Raw genomic sequence first — 24,685 nt, 5'->3', positions numbered from 1 at the left:
AAACGCTGTTTGAAAATTTTCAAACAGCGTTTTTAATAGTATAAAAAAATTGAATTAGATAGCTGCTGCCAACCAATCTCCTACTTCTTTTGTTCCGTAAGCTTTACCTCCATCGGCTAAATCTTCAGTAACAATACCTTCATTTAATGCTTTGTTTACAGCATCTCTAATTACTTGTCCTTCTTCTTGTAAACCAAAGTTTTCAAACATCATAGCAGCAGACAATACAGTTGCCATTGGATTTGCAATATTTAAACCTGTTGCTTGTGGGTATGAACCGTGAATTGGTTCAAATAAACCGATATCAGTACCTAAAGATGCTGATGGCATCAATCCCATAGAACCTGAAATTACAGAAGCTTCATCGGTTAAAATATCTCCAAATAAGTTTTCAGTAATCAATACATCATAACTATTTGGCCATTGAACCAAACGCATTGCAACAGCATCAACAAATTCATAAGAAACAGTTACTTCTGGATAATCTTTTTCCATTGCTTGTACAGTTTCTCTCCATAAACGAGACGTTTCTAATACGTTTGCTTTGTCTACACAACATAATTTTTTAGAACGAGTCATTGCCAATTCAAAACCTTTTTTAGCCAAACGTTGAACTTCAGCTCTTGTGTAAACACAGTTATCAAAAGCAGTTTCTCCACCGTCTCTTCTTCCTTTTTCTCCGAAGTAAATTCCACCTGTTAATTCACGTAAGAAAACTAAATCAGTTCCTTCAATACGCTCTCTTTTTAAAGGAGATTTATCTAATAATGATGGAAAAGTAAAAGTTGGACGTACATTGGCAAATAAGCCTAATTTTTTACGCATTTTTAACAAACCTTGCTCTGGACGAACTTTTGCAGAAGGATCGTTATCAAATCTTGGGTGTCCAATTGCACCAAATAAAACTGCATCTGAATTCACACAAATTTCGTGTGTTTCGTCTGGATAAGGTTCTCCGCAAGCATCAATTGCTGCTGCACCTGTTAATGCAGGTTTCCAATTAATTTCGTGGTTAAATTTTGTTGCAACAGCATCACAAACTTTTACAGCCTGATCAATTACTTCAGGTCCAATTCCGTCTCCAGCTAAAAGTGCAATATTTAATTTCATATTTCTAATATTATTTAATTGTGTAATCGTTAATTTATTTTGTACTTATATTTAAAATTCGAAACGTCATTCTGAACTTGTTTCAGAATCTCATCATAAATTCAATATTAATGTGAACCTGAAACAAGTTCAGGTTGACGAACGTATATTTTAATTTCCTTTATTAATCTATTTAAATATTCAACATTTTTTGAGTTGCTTTAATCGCTGAAACTGTTTGATCAGAATCCAAACCTCTTGTTATAAATCGTTTATGACCGTTATCCCAAGTAATGATAGTTTCGCACAAAGCATCAGAGGCACTTCCAGGCGGAATTCTAACTGCATAATCTACCAATTTAGGCAAATCCATTTTTTTTGCCTTGTAAACCTTTGTCAGTGAATTCATAAATGCATCAAACTGTCCATCACCTTGCGAATGTTCTTCATACAATTCATCATCAATTCTAATAGCAACAGTCGTTGAAGGTTTTAAACCTTTGGCATGTGTTAACACATACGATTCAATCACAACTTTTTCCTGATAAGAGCTACTATCTAAAACATCTGAAATAATATATGGTAAATCTTCCTTAGTAACCAGCTCTTTTTTATCACCCAATTCAATAATACGTTGGGTAACTTTTAATAAATCGTCATTATTTAATGTCAGCCCTAATTCTTGTAAATTTTTTTCGATATTGGCTTTTCCTGAGGTTTTACCTAAAGCATATTTGCGTTTTCGACCAAAACGTTCAGGCATTAAATCGTTAAAATACAAGTTATTTTTATTATCACCATCTGCATGAATACCCGCTGTTTGCGTAAATACATTGTCGCCAACAATTGGTTTGTTTGAAGGAATACGAACACCTGAGAAAGTTTCGATTAATTTACTTACCGAGTACAATGAAGTTTCTTTTACCTGAATTTCAATCTCATTGGTAAAAAAGTCGTTTATAACAGCAATCACACTTGCCAAAGGTGCATTTCCTGCACGTTCACCCATACCATTTACGGTTAAGTGAATTCCTTTTGCACCAGCTTTTATAGATTCCATCACATTTGCAACACTCAAATCGTAGTCGTTATGTGCGTGAAAATCAAAATGAGCATCTGGATATTTTTCAACGATTTTCGAAAAATATTCGAAAGTTTCTGTATGTGTTAAAACGCCTAAAGTATCAGGTAATAAAATTCTGTCAACAGGCTGTGTTGTTAAAAAATCCAGAAATTGAAAAACGTATTCAGGTGAATTACGCATTCCGTTGCTCCAATCTTCTAAATAAACATTGGTAGAAATACCCGATTTTTGAGCCAGTTCTAACACTTCCTTTATCTCAGAAAAATGTTGCTCTGGTGTTTTTTTAAGTTGATGTGTTAGGTGATTTAAAGAACCTTTGGTTAATAAATTTTGAACTTTAGCACCTGCTTTATTCATCCAATCAATAGATCTACCTCCATCAACAAAAGTAAGTATTTCAACACGATTGATATAACCTTTTGAACTTGCCCAATCTGTAATAGCTTTAACCCCTTGAAACTCTCCTTCAGACACACGTGCAGAGGCAACTTCAATTCTATCAACATTCAATTCGTCCAGCAATAATTTTGCGATGGTTAATTTTTCAACTGACGGAAAGGACACTCCTGATGTTTGTTCACCATCACGAAGTGTGGTATCCATTATTTCAATTTTTCTTTTTTGCATATCAAAGAAGTTGTATTTCCTATTAAATAGGAATTTGGTTCGTTATTTTTGGGGCTCTTTTGAAAAGTGTTTTTATCAAATTGAGTCTACCAAAAGGCAGACTCAATTTGTAATTACTTTTCAGGCAATCTTATTTTTTACTAAAATGGTCTTGCTTCAGCAAAAGACTTTATTTCGTCTTTCATTTTAGTTAAATAATCAATATCATCAAAACCATTGATCATATTGTCTTTTTTATAACTATTGATTTCAAATGATTCTTGCTCACCACTTGCTAAAATAGTAATGGTTTGCTTTGGTAAATCAATTTCTAATTCGGTATCAGGATTTGCTTCAATAGCTTTAAAGATTTTATCTAAAAATTCAGCACTTACCTGTACAGGAAGCACACCAATATTTAAACAGTTTCCTCTAAAGATATCAGCAAAAAAACTAGAAACCACACATCTAAATCCGTAGTCATACACTGCCCAAGCAGCGTGTTCTCTAGACGAACCAGAACCGAAGTTTCTTCCACCTACTAATATTTTTCCTTTGTAAATAGGATTGTTAAATACAAATTGTTCTTTTGGAGTATTATCTGAATTGTATCTCCAATCTCTAAATAAATTATCTCCAAATCCTTTACGCTCTGTCGCTTTTAAGAAACGAGCTGGAATAATTTGATCGGTATCCACGTTTTCAATTGGTAATGGTACCGCTGTACTTTTTAATATTTCGAATTTATCGTAAGCCATTTTGATAGTTTTAAGTTTAAAGTTTAAAGTTTAAAGTTTTTGATTGCTTTAAATTTCAACCTTCAATTTTTTAATTTTAAATTACATTCCCCCTTCGGGGGTTAGGGGGATTACAAAAGCGTTCTTGGATCAGTTACAACACCTGTTACGGCTGTTGCTGCTGCTACAAGTGGACTAGCCAACATTGTTTTTGAACCTGGACCTTGACGACCTTCAAAGTTTCTGTTTGATGTACTTACTGCAACTTTACCTGCAGGAACTTTATCATCATTCATTGCTAAACAAGCTGAACATCCTGGCTCACGCAATACAAACCCTGCTTCAGTAAAAATGTCTAACAAACCTTCTTCTTTTATTTTTGCTTCAACAATATGAGAACCTGGTACCAACCAAGCAGTAATATTGTCCGCTTTTTTTCTTCCTTTTACAATAGATGCAAATGCTCTAAAATCTTCAATTCTACCATTTGTACAACTTCCAATAAATACATAATCTACTGGTTTTCCAATTAAAGATTCACCTTCAGCAAAGCCCATATAATCTAATGATTTTTTATAGGTTGCAACACCACCTTCAACTTCTTCAGCTTTTGGAATGTTTTGTGAAATACCTGTTCCCATACCTGGATTTGTACCATAAGTAATCATTGGTTCAATTTCACTAGCACTAAATGTTAACTCTTTATCAAAAGTAGCATCTTGATCCGTAGCTAAGGTTTTCCAATATTCCATTGCAGTATCCCAATCAGCTCCTTTTGGCGCAAATTGTCTTCCTTTTACATATTCAAATGTTTTTTCATCTGGCGCAATTAGTCCACCACGAGCACCCATTTCAATACTTAAATTACAAACAGTCATACGACCTTCCATAGTCATATTTCTAAATACATCACCAGCGTATTCAACAAAATAACCTGTTGCGCCTGAAGTTGTTAATTTTGAAATAATAAATAAAGCCACATCTTTTGGTGTAACTCCAAATCCTAATTCGCCATTTACGTTGATACGCATTTTTTTAGGTTTTGGCTGCATAATACATTGTGATGAAAGCACCATTTCTACTTCAGAAGTACCAATACCAAAAGCAATAGCACCAAATGCACCGTGTGTTGATGTATGTGAATCTCCACAAACAATAGTTGCACCAGGCAATGTAATTCCGTATTCTGGACCTACCACGTGTACAATACCGTTTTGTTGGTGACCTAAGCCCCAGTGAGAAATACCCCACTCAGCAGAATTTTGCTCTAAAGCTTTTAATTGATTTGCTGATAACGGATCTTCAACTGGTAAATGTTGGTTAATGGTTGGTGTGTTATGATCGGCAGTAGCAAATGTTCTATCCGCAAATAAAACTGAATTATTTCTGCTTTTTAAACCTAAAAAAGCTACAGGACTTGTAACTTCATGAATTAAATGTCTGTCAATAAATAACACATCTGGTCCATCTTGAATAGATTTAACCACATGCGAATCCCATACTTTGTCAAATAATGTAGTACTCATTTATATTTTTTTTATTGAATTTTTTACTTTACAACCAATATCTTCATAATTTGGCTGAAACAACGGATGCAAATTTAAAAAAAGAAACTTTGTTAGCAATTTCAATCTAATTTATATACGATACCCAAAAAGCATTTTAAACACATTCTTATTTTACGCACAATTTGATTCATTTTAGAAAAATTAATATTTGGTTTTAAATTTCAATACTTAACTACACATACCTAAAAAATTAATATTTTATTGAAATTGAATAAACCTCATTTTTACACTAAAAACTACCGAATTATTTAAAAATATTCAATAATTAACCAATTTATATACACATATAACAATAATAAATCCATATTTATTTTCTATTTAAAATTACAAACAACTCTTTATCACCTAAAAGAACAAGCAATATTATCATATTTACCGTATTTTTTAAATTGAAATAATACGATATCCAAAAAGATTTGATGCTTTTTAAATGTAAATTTTATAACGTAAAACCACTGCTTTTTTAATATAAAAATTCAAAACTTCAATTTATACATTTTTGTAATTTAAAGTAATTTTATTACATAAATGTAAATTTTAAATCGCCTTAAATTCACACAAACAACTGTATATCAATTTAATACATTTTATGGCATTGGATTTGTTTAACCCATTACAAATTTACTTACAACTATAAAATATATTTACTATGAATGTAATTATCCCTGTAGAAGATTTAGAAAAAGACAAAAGCACGTTGGCAAAAGGGTTTCACAACACCAATTACGCCTGCATTTACAATACACTTAATGGCAACTACGAGTGGCTTAGCACAAGTAAAATAAGTACATCTGAAGACAATTTAAGTTTGGCTTTAAAGCGCAAAGGCATATACACAATTATTACAAGTCACATGCCTTATTTAGCTTTAAGATTATTTAAAGAAAGTGGCCTATCTGTTTATAAATCTAAAGGAAAAAATCTTGAAGAAAACATTGATTTATTTTTAAAAAATGAGCTAGACACATTTTCTCCACAAATACAATTTAAAGCATCAAGTTGCAGCAGCTCATGTAGCTCTTGCGACACATCGTGCAACTAAAAAAATTATTATGGCACTAAGCAAAGCAATCGCATTTATTCAAGCTGCAAGTGATAGTGAAGCATTGAGAAATGCTTGTTCTGGAACTTCAAAAGAAAAATTACTGCAACTTTTAAATTTTAATGAAGTTGAATTTGAAGATGCTATTAATATGCAATTGGTAAAATGTCAAAGCTATGAACAAGCCGAAGTATATCAACAAATTAGAATATGGTTTTTATTAATTTAAACTTATGGAATATAGAGATTTAGAAAAAGTGCGATCAATAATTGATGACGCCACAGGACTGGAAATTGCATATGCATACGATGATTTGGTTTTTCCAGATTACACTGCATTTATTATACAATTTGACGATAAAAAGTCAACTAATTTTTTCATCTATTTTCATGAAGATTGTGATGAAAAAGAAACGCTGTTTGAAAACATTTCAAAAGCATGTGCTGAAAAAAAATGCACATTAACACAAAAAGGCGATTTTAAAATGGAACAAAAAGGTGAAGAAGTAGCATTACAATTTATATAAAAATAAAAAATTATGGCAAACAAAAAACTCAATTGGAAAACTTGGCTACAAGAAGGCGATCAATACTTAAGAGCCTACGGTACAAAAAGCAGATTTGGAACTGAAATTAGATACAACTTAATTTCTATGTCTTTTGAAGCCTATACAATGGCAATTTTAGATTTTCACAACTCGCTGCCTGAAAATCATACATATTCAGATTTAATGTATGCTTTAGAAACTGTAGTACCTATAGATAAAACTCTTAGAGAACGTATTTTAAAATACGAGAATATACAGTCTATTTGTTCTATTGAAAAATACCACACGGTAAAACCAACCGAAGAAGAATTGGCAGATTTAAAAGGAGCTATTTTAGAAATAAGTGCATTGGCTCACAAAACTTGCCCTATAGATACTGCACTGGCATCTTAACTACAATTGCAAAATATAAAGTTAAAAAATAACGGTTATTTTTTAACTTTATATTTTACCACATCAATTTCATATTTTTCAATTCGCAACCCTAATTTCCGATTGGAAACACCCAACTCTTTTGCGGCCTGCATAACATTTCCTTTTGTAGAAGTTAAACAATCAATTATCAACTGCTTTTCAACCTTTTCAACAATAATTTGAAGAGAACCTTTGCTAAAAGTACTAGACGATTGTGCAGTTTGAAGTGTTGGTGGCAAATTTTCTATTCTTATTACCTGATCAACACTAATAATTGCAGCGCGTTCTATACAATTTTCTAATTCCCTGATATTTCCTGGCCAATGATAAATCATTAAAGCATCAATTGCCGAAGAAGAAATACGTAAAATATTGGTGCCGTTTTTTTTGTTTGCTTTTTGAATAAAATGATCTACCAAAAGCGGAATATCATTTAAACGCTCACGCAAAGCAGGCATGTAAATTGGAAACACATTTAAACGATAATACAAATCTTCTCTAAATTTTTGCTCAACAATGGCGTTTTCTAAATTTCTATTGGTAGCTGTAATAATTCGCACATTACAATCAATTGTTTTAGAACCTCCTACCCTTTCAAATTGTTTTTCTTGCAAAAAACGCAACAATTTAACTTGCATTTGAGCAGATAACTCGCCAATTTCATCAATAAAAATAGTACCTCCATCAGCCAATTCAAATCTTCCTTTTTTCATTTCCGAAGCACCTGTAAACGCCCCTTTTTCGTGTCCAAACAACTCGCTTTCAACAAGCGTTTCGGGCAATGCCGCACAATTTACTTTTATAAATGGTTTTGAAGCTCTATCACTTTTATAATGTATAGCATCTGCAATCAATTCTTTCCCAACACCACTTTCACCCCTAATTAATACGGTAGCTTGTGTTTTAGAAACCTGCTCTATTTGCTTAAAAACTTCACGCAGTTTAGAACAGTTTCCAATAATGTTTTCATAAGAAAACCTGTTTTCCAGTTCTAAATGTAATTTTTGATTTTCATTTTTCAGCCTTTCAATTTCCTCAACCCTATCTTGCCTTGCACGAACTGCTTGAGCAATCATAGATCCAATAACCGACAAAATTCTTATCAACTCATTTTTATTTACACGTTCATCATAAACTCTTGAAATACTTAGGGTTCCAACTATTTCAAAATCTACTTTTATAGGAACAATTATAAATGAAATATCTTTTTTGCTTTTTGTTTGAAGTTTCATTTTGGTTTTATTTACAAAACCCTGAGCACCATCTATTTTATCAATAAAAATAGGTTTTCCGCTTTTTACAACATTACCTGTAATGCCTTCACCCACCAAATAACGCCCTTGCATTTTATCATCGTAAGAAATTCCATACGAAGCTTCAATTAAAATCTTAGAAACCTCTCTGTTTAAAATAGACAACATAGAGCGTTCCGCATCTAAGTACCTTGCGACCAGCTCCATAATAGGATCCATAATTTCTTTAATAAACCTACTATTATTAATCATTGTACTAATTTCAAATAATAGTGGCAGCTCGGTATCCCCTTTACAAAACCTACCAGCCTTATGGCAATAGTGGCTTTTAAATCCTTCTTTTATATTATTGTTTAATTCTTCAGACATGGGAACTGTTTTACTTCATTATTTCACAAACAAACCTCTTGAACACAAAAATACGATATTTTTAATAAAAATACGATTTACTCTTATTTTTAACAACGAAAACGTATTAGTTTATTTTTTATTTAACGATTTCTTTATTTTAATGAAAATAATATAATGACATTTTAATTACAATTACGTGAAATCAGCCTAAAAAACTTACATAAATGTAACATTACAACATGCTGCATTTTACCTAAAAATAAATTAATATTTTTTTAAGTTACTGTATATCCGACATTTAAATTGTTATTAAATTCTTTTTTGGCATGCTAAAATTTTAATGGCACAGTAAGTGAAAAACGAAATTCAAATAATATTCATTTAATAATTTTATTATGAGAAAAATAGCAATTTACGGTAAAGGTGGTATTGGAAAATCAACTACTACACAAAACACAGTGGCTGGTTTAGCCGAAATGGGAAAAAAGATAATGGTTGTAGGATGCGATCCTAAAGCAGATTCAACCAGATTACTACTAGGTGGTTTGGCACAAAAAACAGTGCTAGACACACTAAGAGAAGAAGGTGAAGATGTTGTATTTGACGACATTGTAAAACCTGGATACGGAAACACAAGTTGTACAGAATCAGGAGGACCAGAACCAGGTGTTGGTTGTGCAGGTCGTGGAATTATTACTTCTATCAACATGTTAGAACAATTAGGTGCTTATGATGAAGACAAAGCTTTAGATTATGCATTTTATGATGTATTGGGTGACGTTGTTTGTGGTGGATTTGCAATGCCTATTAGAGATGGTAAAGCTGAAGAAATTTACATTGTAGTTTCTGGTGAAATGATGGCAATGTATGCTGCAAACAATATCTGTAAAGGGATTGTAAAATTTGCACAAGCAGGAGCCGTACGTTTAGGTGGTCTTATTTGTAACAGTCGTTTAGTTGACAACGAAAGACAGATGATTGAAGAGTTGGCAAAAAAACTTGGAACTCAAATGATTCACTTTGTACCTCGTGACAACATGGTTCAAAAAGCTGAAATCCACAGAAAAACAGTTATTGAATATGCTCCAGAGCATCCTCAAGCAGATGAGTACAGGACATTAGCTAGAAAGATTCACGAAAATCAATTGTTTGTAGTTCCAACACCTCTTGAAATCGAAGAACTTGAAGGATTACTAATTGAATTCGGAATTTTAAATTAAAAACATTCATTATTAAAAAATATCAATATGCAATTAATTAGAGCAATTATCAGATCCGAAAAGTCTGCAACCGTTATCAAAGCTTTATTTGAAGCTGGTTATGTAGCTGTAACAAAAGTACCAGTTGTAGGACGTGGTAAACAACGAGGAATTAAAATTGGTGATATTACTTACGACGAAATACCGAAAGATTTATTAATGATTGTTGTAAACGACGAAGACAAAGACTTCCCTGTTAAAACAATTATTGAAGCCGCTCGTACAGGAGAAAATGGAGCTTTTGGAGATGGAAAAATCTTTGTAAGTCCAGTTGAAGAAGCCTACACAATAAGTAGAGGCACAAAAGAACTTTAAATTAAAAAAAATGAAGACTATAATAGCCATTTTACGAATTCACACGATGAATAGAACAAAAGAGGCACTCTCTGAAGCAGGGCTACCATCTTTTACCGCTACAGGTCAAGTTTATGGGCGCGGTAAAGGAAAATGGGATGCACAAGTTATGGAAGGTGTTCGAAACAATCAACCAGAAGCAATTGCGCTATTAGGGCCTGAACCAAGACTACGTTTACACAGAATGCTTACACTTACTGTAGCCGATTCAAAAGTGAAAACAGCAGTGCAAGCAATTATGAACGCAAATAGAACAGATGCACCTGGTGATGGAAAAATATTTGTACTCCCTAACACAGAAGCACTAAGTATTCGTACTGGTGTTGCTGGAGATAGTGTATTAGATTAACAGTTAAAACTAAAAAATATGTCTACAGATAATAAAACAAACATATTTCCAGATACATCAGAATTAATTGAGGAAATATTAAATAAATATCCTAGCAAAGTAGCCAAAAAAAGATCCAAATCTTTGGTGTCTAACGATCCCGAAAAAGATCAGGAAATTCAAGCGAATATTAGAACTATTCCTGGAATTATTACACAAAGAGGATGCTGCTACGCAGGTTGTAAAGGTGTAATCTTAGGCCCAACACGCGATATCATAAATATTGTTCACGGCCCAATTGGATGCTCATTTTACGCTTGGCTTACTAGAAGAAATCAAACCGATGCTGGCGTAGATGGTGAAAACTATATGAACTATTGTTTTTCAACCGATATGCAAGATACCAACATTGTTTTTGGAGGTGAAAAAAAATTAGAAACAGCCATTCGCGAAGCTTATGAAATGTTTAAACCACATTCAATTGGTGTATTTTCTACCTGTCCAATTGGTTTAATTGGAGACGACGTTCACGCAGTTTCAAGAAAAATGAAAGAGGAACTTGGAATCAATATTTTTGGTTTTAGTTGCGAGGGTTATAAAGGTGTAAGTCAATCTGCTGGTCACCACATTGCAAACAACGGAATATTTAAACACGTTGTTGGTTTAAATGATACTGACCCAGGAGGAAAATTCAAAATAAACTTACTTGGAGAATACAATATTGGTGGTGATTCATTTGTACTTGAAAAATACTTTGAAGAAATGGGAATCACATTGGTTTCTACCTTTAGTGGTAACTCAACAATGAGCCAGTTTGAAAATGCACATATGGCCGATTTAAACGCAGTAATGTGCCACAGATCTATCAATTACATTGCTGAAATGTTAGAGCAAAAGTATGGTATTCCTTGGATTAAAATAAACTTTATTGGTGCTGATGCTACTGCAAAATCTCTAAGAAGAATTGCTGAATACTTTGAAGATGAAGAGCTTATGGCAAAAGCTGAAGCTATAATCGCTCGCGAAATGCTTGAAGTAAAAGCAACCATTGAAGATGTTAAAACTAGAACCGAAGGCAAACTATGTATGATGTATGTTGGTGGATCTAGAGCACACCACTACCAAGAATTATTTGGTGAAATAGGTATGAGAACAATTTCAGCTGGTTACGAGTTTGGACACCGCGACGATTACGAAGGAAGAAAAGTACTTGACAGTATTAAAATTGATGCTGATAGTAGAAATATTGAAGAACTAGAAATTAGCAAAGAAGAAGCCAATTGGAGAGAAGATTTAGTCGAGAAAAAGACTGCACTTAAAAATAAAGGCTACGCATTTTCTGATTACGATGGAATGATGCCTGATATGGAAAAAAACAGTTTGGTTATTGATGATATTTCACATTGGGAAACTGAAAAACTAATCGAGTACTACAAACCAGATATTATTGGTGCAGGTATCAAAGAAAAATATGTAATCCAAAAATATGGAGTGCCTTTAAAACAACTTCATAGTTACGATTACGGTGGACCATATGCAGGATTTAAAGGAGCCATTAATTTTTACAATGACATTGATAAAATGGTGAACACTAAAATTTGGGGATTAATTCCACCACCTTGGAAAAACGAACCTGAATTAGTAGCAAAAATGGCAGATGCAGCTTATTAGCTGAATTAGAAATCCATTTATAAAACAATTTATAAACTTAAATCAGAGATATTATGTTATTAAGACATACCACAAAAGATATAAAAGAAAGGGAAGCATTGGCTATCAATCCAGCTAAAACCTGTCAACCAGTTGGGGCTATGTATGCCGCACTTGGAATCCACGGATGCCTACCTCATAGCCATGGGTCACAAGGTTGTTGTTCATATCACCGAAGCGCACTAACTCGCCATTATAAAGAGCCTATTATGGCAGCAACAAGTTCATTTACTGAAGGTTCTTCAGTATTTGGAGGACAAGCAAATCTTCTGCAAGCTATAGACAATATTTTCACTATATACGAACCAGATGTAATTGCTGTGCACTCAACTTGTTTGTCTGAAACAATTGGAGATGACCTTACACAAATTGTTGAAAAAGCAAGAGATGGCGGTAAAATTCCAGAAGGAAAACACGTAATATTTTGCAACACACCAAGTTATGTTGGATCTCACGTTACCGGATATTCAAATATGGTAAGCGGAATGGTACAGTTATTATCAGAATCTACCGGTGTTAAAAACGATAAAATAAATTTAATTTCTGGCTGGGTTGAACCTTCAGATATGAGAGAAGTAAAAAGAATCGCAAACCTTATGGATGCTAAATTCACCTTATTTCCTGATACTTCTGATGTAGTAGATGCACCACAAACAGGTAGTTATACAATGTACCCAAAAGGAGGTACTAAAGTGCCAGATTTAATAGCTTCAGGAGACAATAAAGCAACTTTAGCTTTTGGAGAATGGGCTACTAAAGATGCTGCAATTAAATTAGAAAACAAATGTAAAGTTCCGTTTGAAGTTACAGAACTTCCAATTGGGGTGCGAGCTACAGACCGTTTTATTATGAAACTATCTAAACTTGCTGAAGTTGCAATTCCAGATGCAATTACAACTGAAAGAGGAAGATTGGTTGATATGATTACTGATATGCAACAGTATTTACACGGTAAGCGTGTTGCTTTATGGGGTGATCCAGATCAATTAATTCCTATGGTCGAATTTTTATTAGACCTAAATATGAAACCTGTTTACATTGTTTCAGGAACTCCTGGTAAAAAAATGCATCAAAAACTGGAAGAAATGTTATTGCCAGTTGTACCAGAAGCAAAATTCAAAAACGGTATTGGAGCCGACATGTATTTAATGCACCAATGGATTAAAAATGAAGGTGTTGATTTATTAATTGGAAACACCTACGGTAAATACATTTCAAGAGACGAGAATACGCCATTTTTAAGAATGGGATTCCCAATACTTGATAGAGTTGGTCACTCTTATTTTCCAACTGTAGGTTATATGGGAGGTCTTAGAATTTTAGAAAAAATATTAGGACTAATCATGGACAAACAAGATGCAGAATCTACAGAATCTGAATTTGAATTGGTAATGTAATACCAAAATATTTATCAAAATTGAAAAATGAATTTATAATTTAAAAATCAAAGCACATGGAATCTATACTTAAAGACAGACAAAACCAAGTATTGACAAAGGGAATAGATTCTCATGAATTAAGTTGTGACAAATCTAGTCTAGCAGGATCCGTAAGCCAAAGAGCTTGCGTATTTTGCGGATCTAGAGTTGTTTTATACCCTATTGCAGATGCACTTCATTTAGTTCACGGCCCTATTGGCTGTGCAGCTTATACTTGGGACATTAGAGGTGCGCTATCATCTGGACCACAAATTCATAGACTCAGCTTTTCAACTGATATTAAAGAAGAACAAGTTGTTTTTGGGGGCGAAAAAACCTTAAAAAAAGCGCTCATTGAATTAATTGATGCGTATAACCCAAAAGCAGCTTTTGTTTATTCAACCTGTATTGTTGATTTAATTGGTGATGATGTTGAAAGCGTTTGTAAAAGTGTTACAAAAACTACAGGTGTTGAAGTAATAACAGTACAAGCTCCAGGTTTTGCTGGCACAAAAAAAGATGGATATAAGGTTGCCTGTGATGCTCTCATGAAATTGGTTGGATCAAAAGGAACCAATGAAACCATACCAAATAGCATTAATATTATTGGCGATTTTAACCTTGCCGGAGAACTTTATTTATTGCGAGATTATTACGAAAAAATGGGGGTTCATATTGTGGCAACCATTACAGGCGATGGTCGTGTAGATGATATTCGTCAAGCTCACAAAGCTGCATTAAACATTGTTCAATGCTCTGGATCAATGAGCAATCTAGCTGTGCAAATGGAAAAAAAATATCAAATTCCAAATATGAGAGTTTCCTATTTTGGTATTGAAGATATGTCTGATGCACTATACGGTGTGGCTCGTTTTTTTGACAATAAAGACATGATGGACAAAGCCATTGAACTGGTAAAAACAGAAGTAAGTGACTTATTACCCAAACTCGAATTTTACAAAAAAGCATTGAAAGGTAAAAAAGCCGCCATTTATGTTGGTGGTGCATTTAAAGCCATTTCGTTAATAAAAGCTTTACGTATGATTGGTGTAAAAACAGTAGTAGTTGGTTCTCAAACTGGTAATAAAGAAGATTACTTAACTATGAAAAATTTAAGTGATGAAGGTACTATTCTAGTAGATGACACCAACCCTTTAGAGTTAACACAATTGGTTAAAAGAACCAACGCTGATATTTTAATTGGCGGTGTTAAAGAAAGACCTATTGCATACAAATTAGGCTTGGGCTTTTGCGATCATAACCACGAACGCAAACTTGCATTGGCTGGTTATGAAGGCATGTTAAATTTTGCAAAAGAAATTTACGGTACAGCAATGAGTCCAGTTTTTCAATTCACTAAAAACAAATAGCATATGGAGACCCTTAAAGAAATCAAATCGAAAGAATTCACCTCAACTCGCAATGCCTGTAAAGTTTGTACTCCATTAGGCGCTAGCGTTGTTTACAAAGGAATTGAAGGTTGCGTGCCACTTATCCACGGATCTCAAGGTTGCGCAACATATATTAGACGGTATTTGATAAGTCATTATAAAGAACCTGTAGATATTGCTTCTACAAATTTTACTGAAGAAACCGCCATTTTTGGTGGTGAAAAAAACTTGTTTATCGCCATAAAAAATGTAACTAAACAATACAATCCTAAAATAATAGGAATTGCAACAACTTGTCTAAGTGAAGTTATTGGCGATGATATGCGCAAAATAATTCACCGATATAAAACCGAAAACGAAGGTGATACAAATCTTCCAGAATTGGTTTTTGTGAATACGCCAAGTTTTATGGGAACACATATTAACGGGTTTCACGATACTATTTTATCGCTTGTAAAAGCATTTGCAACCCATAAAAAAACAACACAAAGTGTCAATATTTTTCCTGGGTTTCTTTCTCCTGCAGATTTACAACTTTTGAAAGAAATTTTTGCTGATGTAGCTATCAACCCAATTATGGTTCCAGATTACTCAGATATTTTAGACAATGAGTATACTGGAGAGTATGAAAAACTACCAAAAGGCGGTACAACAATTAAAGAATTACAAGAAACTGGCAGCGCAAAAGCATCTATAGAATTTGGATATATTTTAAATAAATCAAATGCAAAATCGCAAACCGCTGCAGAATTTTTGGAAGCTGATTTTGGAGTGCCAAGAATAAATTTCAATATTCCTATTGGCATAAATGCCACTGATGCCTTTTTTAGTGAACTTGAAAAATTAACAAATACCAAAACACCCGAAAAATACACAAAACAACGTGGAAAATTAGTAGACGCTTATGTAGACGGACACAAATATGTTTTTGGGAAAAAAGCAGTTGTTTACGGTGAAGAAGATTTTGTAATTGCTATGATTTCCTTTTTAGAAGAAATAGGAATTGAAACCGTCTTATGTGCATCTGGTGGCGATAGCGGCTTATTAAAAAACGTTATTCAAGAAAAAATCAAACCAAGAAAAACAATTAACATACACGATAATTTTGATTTTGAAGAAATAGCTACTGTTTGTAAAGAACTAAAACCAGATATTTTAATTGGCAATAGCAAAGGCTATTACATTGCTCGAGAACTAGGAATTCCGTTAGCCAGAGTTGGCTTTCCTATTCACGACAGATTGGGCGGATCACGTATCAAACACATTGGTTACGAAGGTACACAGCAATTGTTTGACACCATAGCAAATACGCTAATTCAACAAATGCAAGAAAATTCGCCAGTTGGATACAAATACATGTAATAAACATTCAGAAAAAAATTATTGAATATTAATAACCATTAAAATTTAAGAACATGGAAAATACAACAACTTTAAACAAAGTACACCCTTGTTTTGATAAAGAAGCAAAGTTAAAGTACGCACGAATTCATATACCAGTAGCACCAAAATGCAATGTTCAATGTGGTTATTGTAATAGAAAATACGATTGTGTAAACGAAAGTAGACCAGGTGTAACAAGCTCGGTTTTAAAACCTTTTCAAGCTCTTAATTACATCAGAGCCATTTCACAAAAAATAAAAAACATTTCAACAATAGGAATTGCTGGCCCAGGAGATGCTTTTGCTGAACCTGAAAAAACATTGGAATCTATTAGAATGATTAAAAGTGAGTTTCCTGATAAAATATTTTGTCTTTCTTCAAACGGACTAAATATTTTGCCTTATGTTGATGAAATAGCCGAACTAAATGTTACACACGTAACCTTAACCATCAACAGTTTTAGACTTGAAACTTTAGAAAAAATATACAAATGGGCACGTTACAATAAAAAAATGTATCGCGGAAGAGCTGCTGCTGAATTAATGCTAAGCCAACAAACCGATGCTTTAAAAGCCTTAGTTGCAAAAGATATTGTTGTAAAAATAAACACCGTTATTATCCCAGGAGTAAATGATACAGAAATTGAAGAAGTTGCCAAAATAGTGGGCGAAATGGGCGCTACAACTATGAACTGTATTCCATTAATTCCTACTGAAGGAAGTGACATGGAAAATTTAGAAAAACCAACAGGAGAATCAATTCGCAACATCATACGATCTATTCACAAGTACATAAAACCAATGACACATTGCGCACGTTGTAGAGCCGATGCTGCCGGAATGCTTGGAAAAGACGACACAAGTGCTTATAAATTAATAGACCAATGTGCGGTAATGCCAACCGAAACAGACAAAACAAAACCTCATGTTGCAGTTGCTAGTTATGAAGGCTTAATGATTAACAAACACTTAGGTGAAGCCACAGACTTTTTAATTTATAAACAAACTGAAACGGGTTATGAAATGGTTGAAAGACGATTTGCACCTGCTAAAGGAACGGGGGATTTACGATGGATAAACCTTGCCAAAACCTTAAATGATTGTTCTTATTTGCTGGTTAATGGCGTAGGTGCAAAACCCGTTGATTTGCTTCAAAAAGTTGGAATTGCTGTTATAGAAATGTCGGGATTAATAGATGACGGACTTGATGCTGTTTACAAAGGCAAAAAATTAAAATCTGTTCTTAAAACCACTTTAGGAAAATGCGGTAGCGGATGCGGTGGTAATGCAATGGGTTGTGGATAATTTTCACCATTTCAACCAAAAAAATAATTTATAGTTATTCATACAAAACAATTATACCATGAAAAAACCTGATCATTTAATATTATTATGCAACTCTTACAGAATGGTAGGAGAAGCAAAAGGCACTTGCCTTAAAAGAGGCTCTTCAGATTTGATACAATATATTTCTGAAGAAGCTGCAGACCGCGGATTAGACGTTGCTGTAACCACAACAGCATGTTTAAATATTTGTCCGCAAGGACCCGTAATTGTTATTCAGCCAAATAATTTTTGGTACGGAGGAATTACAGATGAAGATAAAATTGATGAAATTCTTGAAGCTTTAGAAGAAAATAAAGCTGTTGAAGAATATTTAATTTCAGATTAAATTTTAACATTATGAAGCCCTATTTAATAGATACAACACTTAGAGATGGTGAACAAGCGCCTGGAGTTGTTTTTTCGAAAAAAGAAAAAATGAAAATTGCCGTAATGCTTCATGAACTGGGTGTAGATGAAGTTGAAATTGGGACTCCTGCTATTAGCAACGATGAAAAAATAATTATTAAAGAAATTGCAGCTGAAGGATTTTCTTACAAAACTTCTAGTTGGTGTAGAGCTCATTTGGAAGAAATTCAAGAAGCTGCAAAACTAAAAACTACTTCTATCAATATCTCATTACCCGTTTCTGATATTCAAATTGAAACGCTTGGAAAATCTAGAGACTGGGTAATTACAGAAGTAAAAAAAACAACAAAATACGCTAGTAATTATTTTTCTCACGTTACCGTTGGCGCCCAAGACTCAACAAGAGCCAATATTGATTTTTTAAAAGAATTTATTTTTTACGCTCAAGAAAATGGCGCTAGCAGACTAAGAATTTCTGATACAGTGGGCATCTCAAGTCCGCTTGAAATTCAGCAATTATTTTTAAGCTTAAATGGAAGTTTTCCTACTATGGAATTTGAATTTCACGGACACAACGATTTAGGAATGGCAACAGCCAATGCCATAACAGCTTACAAATCTGGTGCAAAATGCATAAGTGCAACTGTAAATGGTTTGGGCGAAAGAGCTGGAAATTCTGTATTAGAAGAACTAATTGCTTATTTTATTTATAAGGAAAACAATACCAGTTACAATTCTCAGGTTATTTCAAAACTATGCAGATATGTAGCCAATAATTCTGGTGTAAGATTGGCAACAAACAAACCGCTAATTGGAAAAAAAGTGCACACGCATGAGTCTGGAATTCACACCTCAGCAATTTTAAAAAACAAGCAATCGTACCAATTTATAAATCCTTCAGATTTTGGTCAAAATAATGCTGGTTTTTGCTTTGGAAAACACTCTGGAAAAGCATCCATAAATCATTTTTTTAGCGAAAAAAACTTGTTTTTAGATGACATCAGAATTCAACAAATTTTAAACTTGGTTAAAGAAAAATCTACTTCGTGGAAAAGACCTTTGACCGAATTAGATTTGATGCAGATTTACCAAGGGAATTAAATTATTTTGACGCAGGTGTTACTTGCGCGGTAATTTCATCATTTAAAGTTAAATAAACATTTGCCATCGTATGTTTTATGATGGCATTTTTTAAAACCCCATTTTTATAAGTGTATTCGTTTTTATTACCGTTGTTTGGGTCGGTAATTAAATATTCATGAGTTTTTACAGTTTCTACTTTTGTTTTTTCACCATTGATTTCAAAATACAAAACTTTTACATTTTTTGGTTCATGAAAATACAGCAAACTGCCACTATATTTTATAATATCGTTGATACGAGTAATCTTTCCATCTTTTTCTAAAGTATAGCCATCTCCTTTTTTAACTAAATGAGTTGTAGAATTAACCTCATCTTTTTTGTAGGTTTTTAGCAGTGATTGTTGTAAAATACCATTTACATAAGTACTAGTTTGAATGTATTTAACTTTAATTTTAAAAATGATTCTAACTTCAACTTCACTAATTGCTTCAACAGTAATTTTGTTTCCTGTTATTTGCTGATTTACTGTAATTGTTCCAACATCCATCCCCATGGCACGAATATTATAAACAGATTTATCTATTTTGCTTTGGGCATCACAAAATAAGCCCACAAAAAAAAGCGCACTAAATAACAACAAAACCTGCTTGTGTGTTTTCATTTTAAATTTCTAAAAAATTAAGTTACAATATCCTAATTTACAACTTTTTAACATAGATACAAGTTGTTATAAATCAAAAATAAAGCCCATCAAAAAAATTGACAGGCTTTGTATATTATAAACTTATTGTTTAAGCTTATTTTGCGTTGTGTTGAATATTGATAGATTCAACGTGAATTGCTTTAAATACTTCTTCAACAAATTCTTTGCTCAATCCTTTGCTAATACCAGATTCAATCATAGAATCTAAAATATCAGACCAACGACCGCTTTGTAAAATAGCAACATTTTCTTGGTGTTTTAATTTTCCAATATTTTCAGCAACAACCATTCTATTACTTAAAATATCAATAATACTGCTATCAATTAAATCCAACTCTTTACGGTATAAATTTAATTTACTTTGGAAGCTTTCTTTTGAACTACTTAATTGACGAATTTTTAATTCTTTTGTAATTTCGTGTAATCTAGCAGGTGTAATTTGTTGTTTAGCATCACTCCAAGCTTTGTCTGGATCAACGTGAGTTTCAATAATAAAACCATCGTAATTTAAATCCAATGCAGTTTGAGAAACATCTAAAATAGTATCTCTACGACCACAAATATGAGAAGGATCTAAGATTAAAGGTAAATCTGGGAATTCTTTTTTCAACTCAATAGCAATGTGCCATTTTGGTAAGTTTCTGTAATGACCAGTATTGTAAGCTGAGAATCCACGGTGAATAACACCTAATTGTGAAATTCCGTTAGCTTGAAAACGCTCTACACCACCTAACCATAAAGCCAAATCTGGATTTACAGGGTTTTTAACCAATACTGGCTTGTCTACACCTTTTAAAGCATCAGCAATTTCTTGAACAGCAAAAGGGTTTACAGTAGTTCTTGCACCAATCCACAAAATATCTACATCAGCTTTTAAAGCCAATTCTGCGTGAGCTGCATTTCCAATTTCAGTTGTAATTTTTAATCCAGTTTCTTCACGAACTCTTTGTAACCAAGGCAATCCTAAAGCACCAACACCTTCAAATCCTCCTGGACGGGTTCTTGGTTTCCAAATACCTGCTCTAAATACCGTTGTATCTGTCTCTTTTAATAAATGAGCAGTTTTTAAAACTTGTTCTTCTGTTTCAGCACTACAAGGTCCTGCAATAACAAGTGGGTGATCTAAGCCCATGTTATCTAACCATTTTCTGTTCTCTTTTGTGATTTCCATCTTAATTTAGTTGTATTTATATTTTTATAATTTGTTTTAAGCTTTAAGTTTTAAGCCTTCAGCTCAACACTTATTTATTTTATTTACGCTATTTTCTATTCTCTTAATATCAGCTTTGACTTAGTTTATCTTGGGCTTTATCGAAAGACTCAGCCAACAGTATCACTGCTCAATTTGACTAAGACTAAGACAAGACTAAGACCTTCACTGCTCACTTACTTAATACCATTTAAAATTGACTTGATATAATTGGCATTATTCATTGCTTCTTTTAATTTTTCTTCATTATTGGTTTCAACAAAACTTTTAAATTCGATTAAATTTTTAATGTACTCATCTAACGATTTAATTAAATTCTCTTTGTTTTCCATAAAAATTGGCGCCCAAGTATTTGCTGAACTTTTTGCCAAACGCACTGTTGAAGCAAAACCTGTACTTGCCATATCAAAAATAGCTTGTTCATTTTTTTCAATCTCCAATACTGTTTTTCCCAACATAAAAGAACTTACATGCGACAGATGTGAAACGTAAGCTATGTGCCTATCATGCGCTACAGGATCCATCATTTTAATACGCATATTTAATTTTTTAAACAAGCTTAAAGCTTTATCTAAAATTCTCCAATCTGTTTTATCTGCTTCACAAACAATATTAACTTTGTTATCAAACAAATCTAAAATAGCCGCCTCAGGACCAGAATATTCGGTTCCAGCTAGCGGGTGCGAAGCTACGAAATTTTTACGATTTTGGTGATTTCTAACAATTTTGCAAATTTCATTCTTTACAGAACCCACATCAAAAACCAATGTATCCTCACCTATTAAATCCAAAACTTGTAAAGTTACCTTTGGAATTATATTTACAGGAACCGCAATAATTACTACTGATGCATCTGCCAATTGATCTAGATCTCCGGCTTCATCAATAATGCCCAATTCTAATGCTTTTTTAATGTGTTCAGGATTTTTATCAATTCCCACCACTTTAAAATTCATTCTCAATTTTAAATCAAGCGCTAAAGAACCACCTATTAAACCCAACCCAAAAACAACTAATTTTTCCATTTTCTTAGTAATTATCATTTGTTAAGCGGCCCAACACTTCATTTAAAACCTCTTCTGTAACACATAACGAAGCTCTAATATATCCTTCGCCATTAGAACCAAAAATAGTTCCTGGTGTAATAAATACATCTTTTTTGTATAGCAAATTATCTGTAATTTCTTCAGAAGAAGTTCCTTTAGGTATTTTAGCCCAAACAAATAAACCGCCAATATTTTTGTCGTATGTACAGTTAAGAGCATCAAAAATTTGCCAAACAACCGCTCTGCGTTTTAGGTAAATTTCATTCAAACTCTCAAACCAATCGTTAGATAGTTTTAAAGCTTCAACAGCCCCTTTTTGAATACCTAAAAACATACCCGAATCCATATTGCTTTTTACCTCTAAAATGGTTTGAATAATTTGAGCATCACCCACAACCATTCCAACACGCCAACCGGCCATATTGTATGTTTTGCTTAATGAATTTAATTCAATAGCAACTTCTTTTGCACCTTCAATAGCCAAAATACTTTGCTGATTTTTATGCAAAATAAAACTGTACGGATTGTCGTTTACAATTAATATGTTGTGTTTTTTTGCAAATGCAATCAATTGTTCAAAATCTGCTTTTGAAGCCTGCGCACCTGTTGGCATATGTGGATAATTGACCCACATTATTTTTACATTTGCTAAATCTTCTTGTTCTAATTCTTCAAAATTTGGCAACCAGTTATTTGCTTCGGTTAAATTGTAAAAAACAGGTACTGCTTCTACTAATTTTGTAACAGATGCATAAGTTGGGTATCCCGGATTTGGAATTAAAACTTTATCTCCTTTATTTAAAAATGCCATTGAAATATGCATAATTCCTTCTTTTGAACCCATTAAAGGCAAAATCTCAGAGGCAGCATTTAATTCAACTTGGTAATTGTTTTTATAAAAATCACGTATCCCCTCTCTAAGCTCTGGAGTACCTTGATAACTTTGATATTGATGTGCATTTGGCAATTCAACCGCACTTTGTATGGCTTTAATAACACTTGCTGAAGGATGCAAATCTGGACTACCAATAGCAATATTAATTACTGGCTTTCCTTCGCTTTTTAAAGCAGCCACTTCTCTTAATTTTTTAGAAAAGTAGTATTCCTGCACATCGCTTAATCTATCTGCTTTTTGTATCATTATCTTTTACTTTTTGTGTATTCTCCCAATACCTTCAACATTTCTACTTTATCTTTAATTTCATTCATCGCATTGAAATAATCGGCATAGCTATCAAAAATAAAATCGGCAAAAAATGCATATTTCCAAGGAGTTTCTATCACAGGCATTGATTGGATTTTTGTTAAACTCATACCGTGTTTAGCCAAAACTGTTAACACTCTAGCCAAACTACCCGTATCATCACTTGTAATAAACTTTATTGATGCTTTATTGGCTGAAACAGAACTTTGCCTTACAGACTTGGTTAAAATAAAAAAACGTGTTGAATTTTGCTTAATGGTTTGAATGTCTGAATTTACAACTTCTAAATCGTAAATTTTAGCAGCCATTGCACTTGCAATTGCACCAACACCTTTTAATTGTTTTTGTTGAATTCTTTGTGCAACCAAAGCGGTATCCGTATCTTCAATTAATTTAATATGCGGATAATCATCAAAAAACTTATGACATTGCAACAATGCCATTGGGTGTGAATAAATTTCTTTAATATCTTCAATTTTTTGACCTTTTAAAGCCATAAAATGATGATGAACTGGCAAATGGTATTCTCCGCAAATAGTTAATTGGTTCGAGTCAATCAATGCATAATTAGGTAAAATTGCACCTGCAATGGTGTTTTCAATAGCCATAATTAACACTTCTGCTTTACCATCAGCCAATAATTTTGGCATTTCAGCAAAAGACAAACACTCAATTAATTCAATGTTTTTTCCAAAATATTGCTCTGCCACAATATGGTGGTACGAACCTTTAATTCCTTGTATTGCTACTTTCATTTTAATTTTTTTCAAAAAAAAAGCCTCGAAATTTTTCGAGACTTTTACATTATATTTTATTTAACTAATACATACAAAGCCTCACCTCTTATTGCTAAAATAAAAGTAAAAATAGAAGCTGTTATAAGTATTTATTGTTTTCATTCTGAAATTTTAAAGCACAAATGTAAATTTTAATTTTAAAAAAACAACATTTTATTTAAAAAATACACAAATTTAACCGATTTGTTAAATTTAAACCATTAACTATGAGCTATTCAAAACTCAACTAAACTGTAAGTTGTAAGTTATAAGCAATAGCCTATAAGCTGAAACTGCGAACTTTGGCAAAAAAACTTTCAAACTTTAGACTTTCAAACTTTAAAACTCAATTACCTCAATCGTTTTAGTAATTTTCACAGGAATTTAATACTTTATTATAAGGCGCTTAACACGAATACTTTGTATATTTGGCAATC

24 protein-coding genes are annotated in these 24,685 nt (G+C 32.9%); 14 read left to right on the top strand and 10 right to left on the bottom strand.

Annotated elements, in window-relative coordinates; all coding sequences use genetic code 11:
• Window positions 1-54 precede the first annotated feature (54 nt).
• The 4 genes from leuB to leuC form a co-directional block, all read right to left on the bottom strand.
• The gene (gene leuB / locus EC396_RS16295; protein WP_129367922.1) at window positions 55-1,110 is read right to left on the bottom strand and encodes a 3-isopropylmalate dehydrogenase; all 1,056 of its coding nucleotides are present in this window, start codon (window positions 1,108-1,110) and stop codon (window positions 55-57) included.
• A gap of 172 nt (window positions 1,111-1,282) precedes the next feature.
• The gene (locus tag EC396_RS16290; protein ID WP_129367921.1) at window positions 1,283-2,800 is read right to left on the bottom strand and encodes an alpha-isopropylmalate synthase regulatory domain-containing protein; all 1,518 of its coding nucleotides are present in this window, start codon (window positions 2,798-2,800) and stop codon (window positions 1,283-1,285) included.
• 140 nt (window positions 2,801-2,940) lie between these two features.
• A complete protein-coding gene (gene leuD / locus EC396_RS16285; protein WP_129367920.1) occupies window positions 2,941-3,537 on the bottom strand; it encodes a 3-isopropylmalate dehydratase small subunit in 597 nt (198 codons plus the stop codon).
• A 110-nt stretch (window positions 3,538-3,647) separates the two neighbouring features.
• On the bottom strand, window positions 3,648-5,042 hold the full coding sequence (gene leuC / locus EC396_RS16280; protein ID WP_129367919.1) for a 3-isopropylmalate dehydratase large subunit: 1,395 nt from the start codon (window positions 5,040-5,042) through the stop codon (window positions 3,648-3,650).
• 691 nt (window positions 5,043-5,733) lie between these two features.
• Between leuC and EC396_RS16275 the strand changes: the two genes are divergently transcribed.
• The 4 genes from EC396_RS16275 to EC396_RS16260 are packed head-to-tail and all read left to right on the top strand — an operon-like array spanning window position 5,734 to window position 7,067.
• On the top strand, window positions 5,734-6,126 hold the full coding sequence (locus tag EC396_RS16275) for a NifB/NifX family molybdenum-iron cluster-binding protein (protein ID WP_129367918.1): 393 nt from the start codon (window positions 5,734-5,736) through the stop codon (window positions 6,124-6,126).
• Window positions 6,127-6,136: 10 nt separating this feature from the next.
• Entirely contained in the window at window positions 6,137-6,355 is a 219-nt protein-coding gene (locus EC396_RS16270) for a hypothetical protein (protein WP_129367917.1), read from the top strand.
• Between the two features lie 4 nt (window positions 6,356-6,359).
• Window positions 6,360-6,653 carry a hypothetical protein gene (locus tag EC396_RS16265; protein WP_129367916.1) on the top strand — a complete coding sequence of 98 codons (294 nt, stop codon included), beginning with the start codon at window positions 6,360-6,362 and terminating at the stop codon, window positions 6,651-6,653.
• A 12-nt stretch (window positions 6,654-6,665) separates the two neighbouring features.
• Window positions 6,666-7,067, top strand: a complete 402-nt coding sequence (locus EC396_RS16260) for a hypothetical protein (RefSeq protein WP_129367915.1) — start codon at window positions 6,666-6,668, stop codon at window positions 7,065-7,067.
• A gap of 35 nt (window positions 7,068-7,102) precedes the next feature.
• Here the strand turns inward: EC396_RS16260 and EC396_RS16255 are convergent, their stop codons facing one another.
• On the bottom strand, window positions 7,103-8,710 hold the full coding sequence (locus EC396_RS16255; protein WP_129367914.1) for a sigma-54-dependent Fis family transcriptional regulator: 1,608 nt from the start codon (window positions 8,708-8,710) through the stop codon (window positions 7,103-7,105).
• Between the two features lie 377 nt (window positions 8,711-9,087).
• On the opposite strand from EC396_RS16255, the gene nifH reads away from it, so the two are divergent.
• The 10 genes from nifH to EC396_RS16205 are packed head-to-tail and all read left to right on the top strand — an operon-like array spanning window position 9,088 to window position 19,327.
• A complete protein-coding gene (nifH, locus tag EC396_RS16250; RefSeq protein WP_129367913.1) occupies window positions 9,088-9,912 on the top strand; it encodes a nitrogenase iron protein in 825 nt (274 codons plus the stop codon).
• A gap of 27 nt (window positions 9,913-9,939) precedes the next feature.
• On the top strand, window positions 9,940-10,266 hold the full coding sequence (locus EC396_RS16245; RefSeq protein WP_129367912.1) for a P-II family nitrogen regulator: 327 nt from the start codon (window positions 9,940-9,942) through the stop codon (window positions 10,264-10,266).
• A gap of 10 nt (window positions 10,267-10,276) precedes the next feature.
• On the top strand, window positions 10,277-10,654 hold the full coding sequence (locus EC396_RS16240) for a P-II family nitrogen regulator (RefSeq protein ID WP_129367911.1): 378 nt from the start codon (window positions 10,277-10,279) through the stop codon (window positions 10,652-10,654).
• A gap of 18 nt (window positions 10,655-10,672) precedes the next feature.
• Entirely contained in the window at window positions 10,673-12,304 is a 1,632-nt protein-coding gene (nifD, locus tag EC396_RS16235; RefSeq protein ID WP_129367910.1) for a nitrogenase molybdenum-iron protein alpha chain, read from the top strand.
• Between the two features lie 53 nt (window positions 12,305-12,357).
• Entirely contained in the window at window positions 12,358-13,740 is a 1,383-nt protein-coding gene (gene nifK / locus EC396_RS16230) for a nitrogenase molybdenum-iron protein subunit beta (RefSeq protein WP_129367909.1), read from the top strand.
• A 56-nt stretch (window positions 13,741-13,796) separates the two neighbouring features.
• Window positions 13,797-15,131, top strand: coding sequence for a nitrogenase iron-molybdenum cofactor biosynthesis protein NifE (gene nifE, locus EC396_RS16225; protein ID WP_129367908.1), 1,335 nt, complete (start codon window positions 13,797-13,799; stop codon window positions 15,129-15,131).
• 3 nt (window positions 15,132-15,134) lie between these two features.
• On the top strand, window positions 15,135-16,514 hold the full coding sequence (locus tag EC396_RS16220) for a nitrogenase component 1 (protein ID WP_129367907.1): 1,380 nt from the start codon (window positions 15,135-15,137) through the stop codon (window positions 16,512-16,514).
• A gap of 53 nt (window positions 16,515-16,567) precedes the next feature.
• Complete coding sequence (locus tag EC396_RS16215; RefSeq protein ID WP_129367906.1) at window positions 16,568-17,839, top strand: radical SAM protein; 1,272 nt, start codon at window positions 16,568-16,570, stop codon at window positions 17,837-17,839.
• A 58-nt stretch (window positions 17,840-17,897) separates the two neighbouring features.
• Complete coding sequence (locus EC396_RS16210) at window positions 17,898-18,206, top strand: ferredoxin (protein ID WP_129367905.1); 309 nt, start codon at window positions 17,898-17,900, stop codon at window positions 18,204-18,206.
• A gap of 11 nt (window positions 18,207-18,217) precedes the next feature.
• Window positions 18,218-19,327: a pyruvate carboxyltransferase gene (locus tag EC396_RS16205; RefSeq protein ID WP_129367904.1), complete on the top strand. Its 1,110-nt coding sequence runs from the start codon at window positions 18,218-18,220 to the stop codon at window positions 19,325-19,327.
• 1 nt (window position 19,328) lies between these two features.
• On the opposite strand, the gene EC396_RS16200 is transcribed toward EC396_RS16205, so the two are convergent.
• The 5 genes from EC396_RS16200 to EC396_RS16180 all read right to left on the bottom strand — a co-directional run bounded on the left by EC396_RS16200 (window position 19,329) and on the right by EC396_RS16180 (window position 24,227).
• Window positions 19,329-19,970: a DUF6134 family protein gene (locus tag EC396_RS16200; RefSeq protein ID WP_129367903.1), complete on the bottom strand. Its 642-nt coding sequence runs from the start codon at window positions 19,968-19,970 to the stop codon at window positions 19,329-19,331.
• Window positions 19,971-20,106: 136 nt separating this feature from the next.
• On the bottom strand, window positions 20,107-21,183 hold the full coding sequence (locus EC396_RS16195) for a bifunctional 3-deoxy-7-phosphoheptulonate synthase/chorismate mutase type II (RefSeq protein ID WP_129367902.1): 1,077 nt from the start codon (window positions 21,181-21,183) through the stop codon (window positions 20,107-20,109).
• A 215-nt stretch (window positions 21,184-21,398) separates the two neighbouring features.
• Window positions 21,399-22,247, bottom strand: a complete 849-nt coding sequence (locus EC396_RS16190; RefSeq protein ID WP_129367901.1) for a prephenate dehydrogenase — start codon at window positions 22,245-22,247, stop codon at window positions 21,399-21,401.
• Between the two features lie 4 nt (window positions 22,248-22,251).
• Window positions 22,252-23,409 (bottom strand): pyridoxal phosphate-dependent aminotransferase, encoded by a 1,158-nt coding sequence (locus tag EC396_RS16185; protein WP_129367900.1) that lies wholly within the window; start codon window positions 23,407-23,409, stop codon window positions 22,252-22,254.
• Entirely contained in the window at window positions 23,409-24,227 is an 819-nt protein-coding gene (locus EC396_RS16180) for a prephenate dehydratase (RefSeq protein ID WP_129367899.1), read from the bottom strand. Before EC396_RS16180 ends, EC396_RS16185 begins: the two co-directional genes overlap by 1 nt.
• Between the last annotated feature and the right edge of the window lie 458 nt (window positions 24,228-24,685).

The sequence above is a fragment of the Lutibacter sp. HS1-25 genome, assembly GCF_004121075.1.
Taxonomy (GTDB): domain Bacteria; phylum Bacteroidota; class Bacteroidia; order Flavobacteriales; family Flavobacteriaceae; genus Lutibacter.
This window is presented reverse-complemented; position numbering and strand designations above follow the sequence as displayed.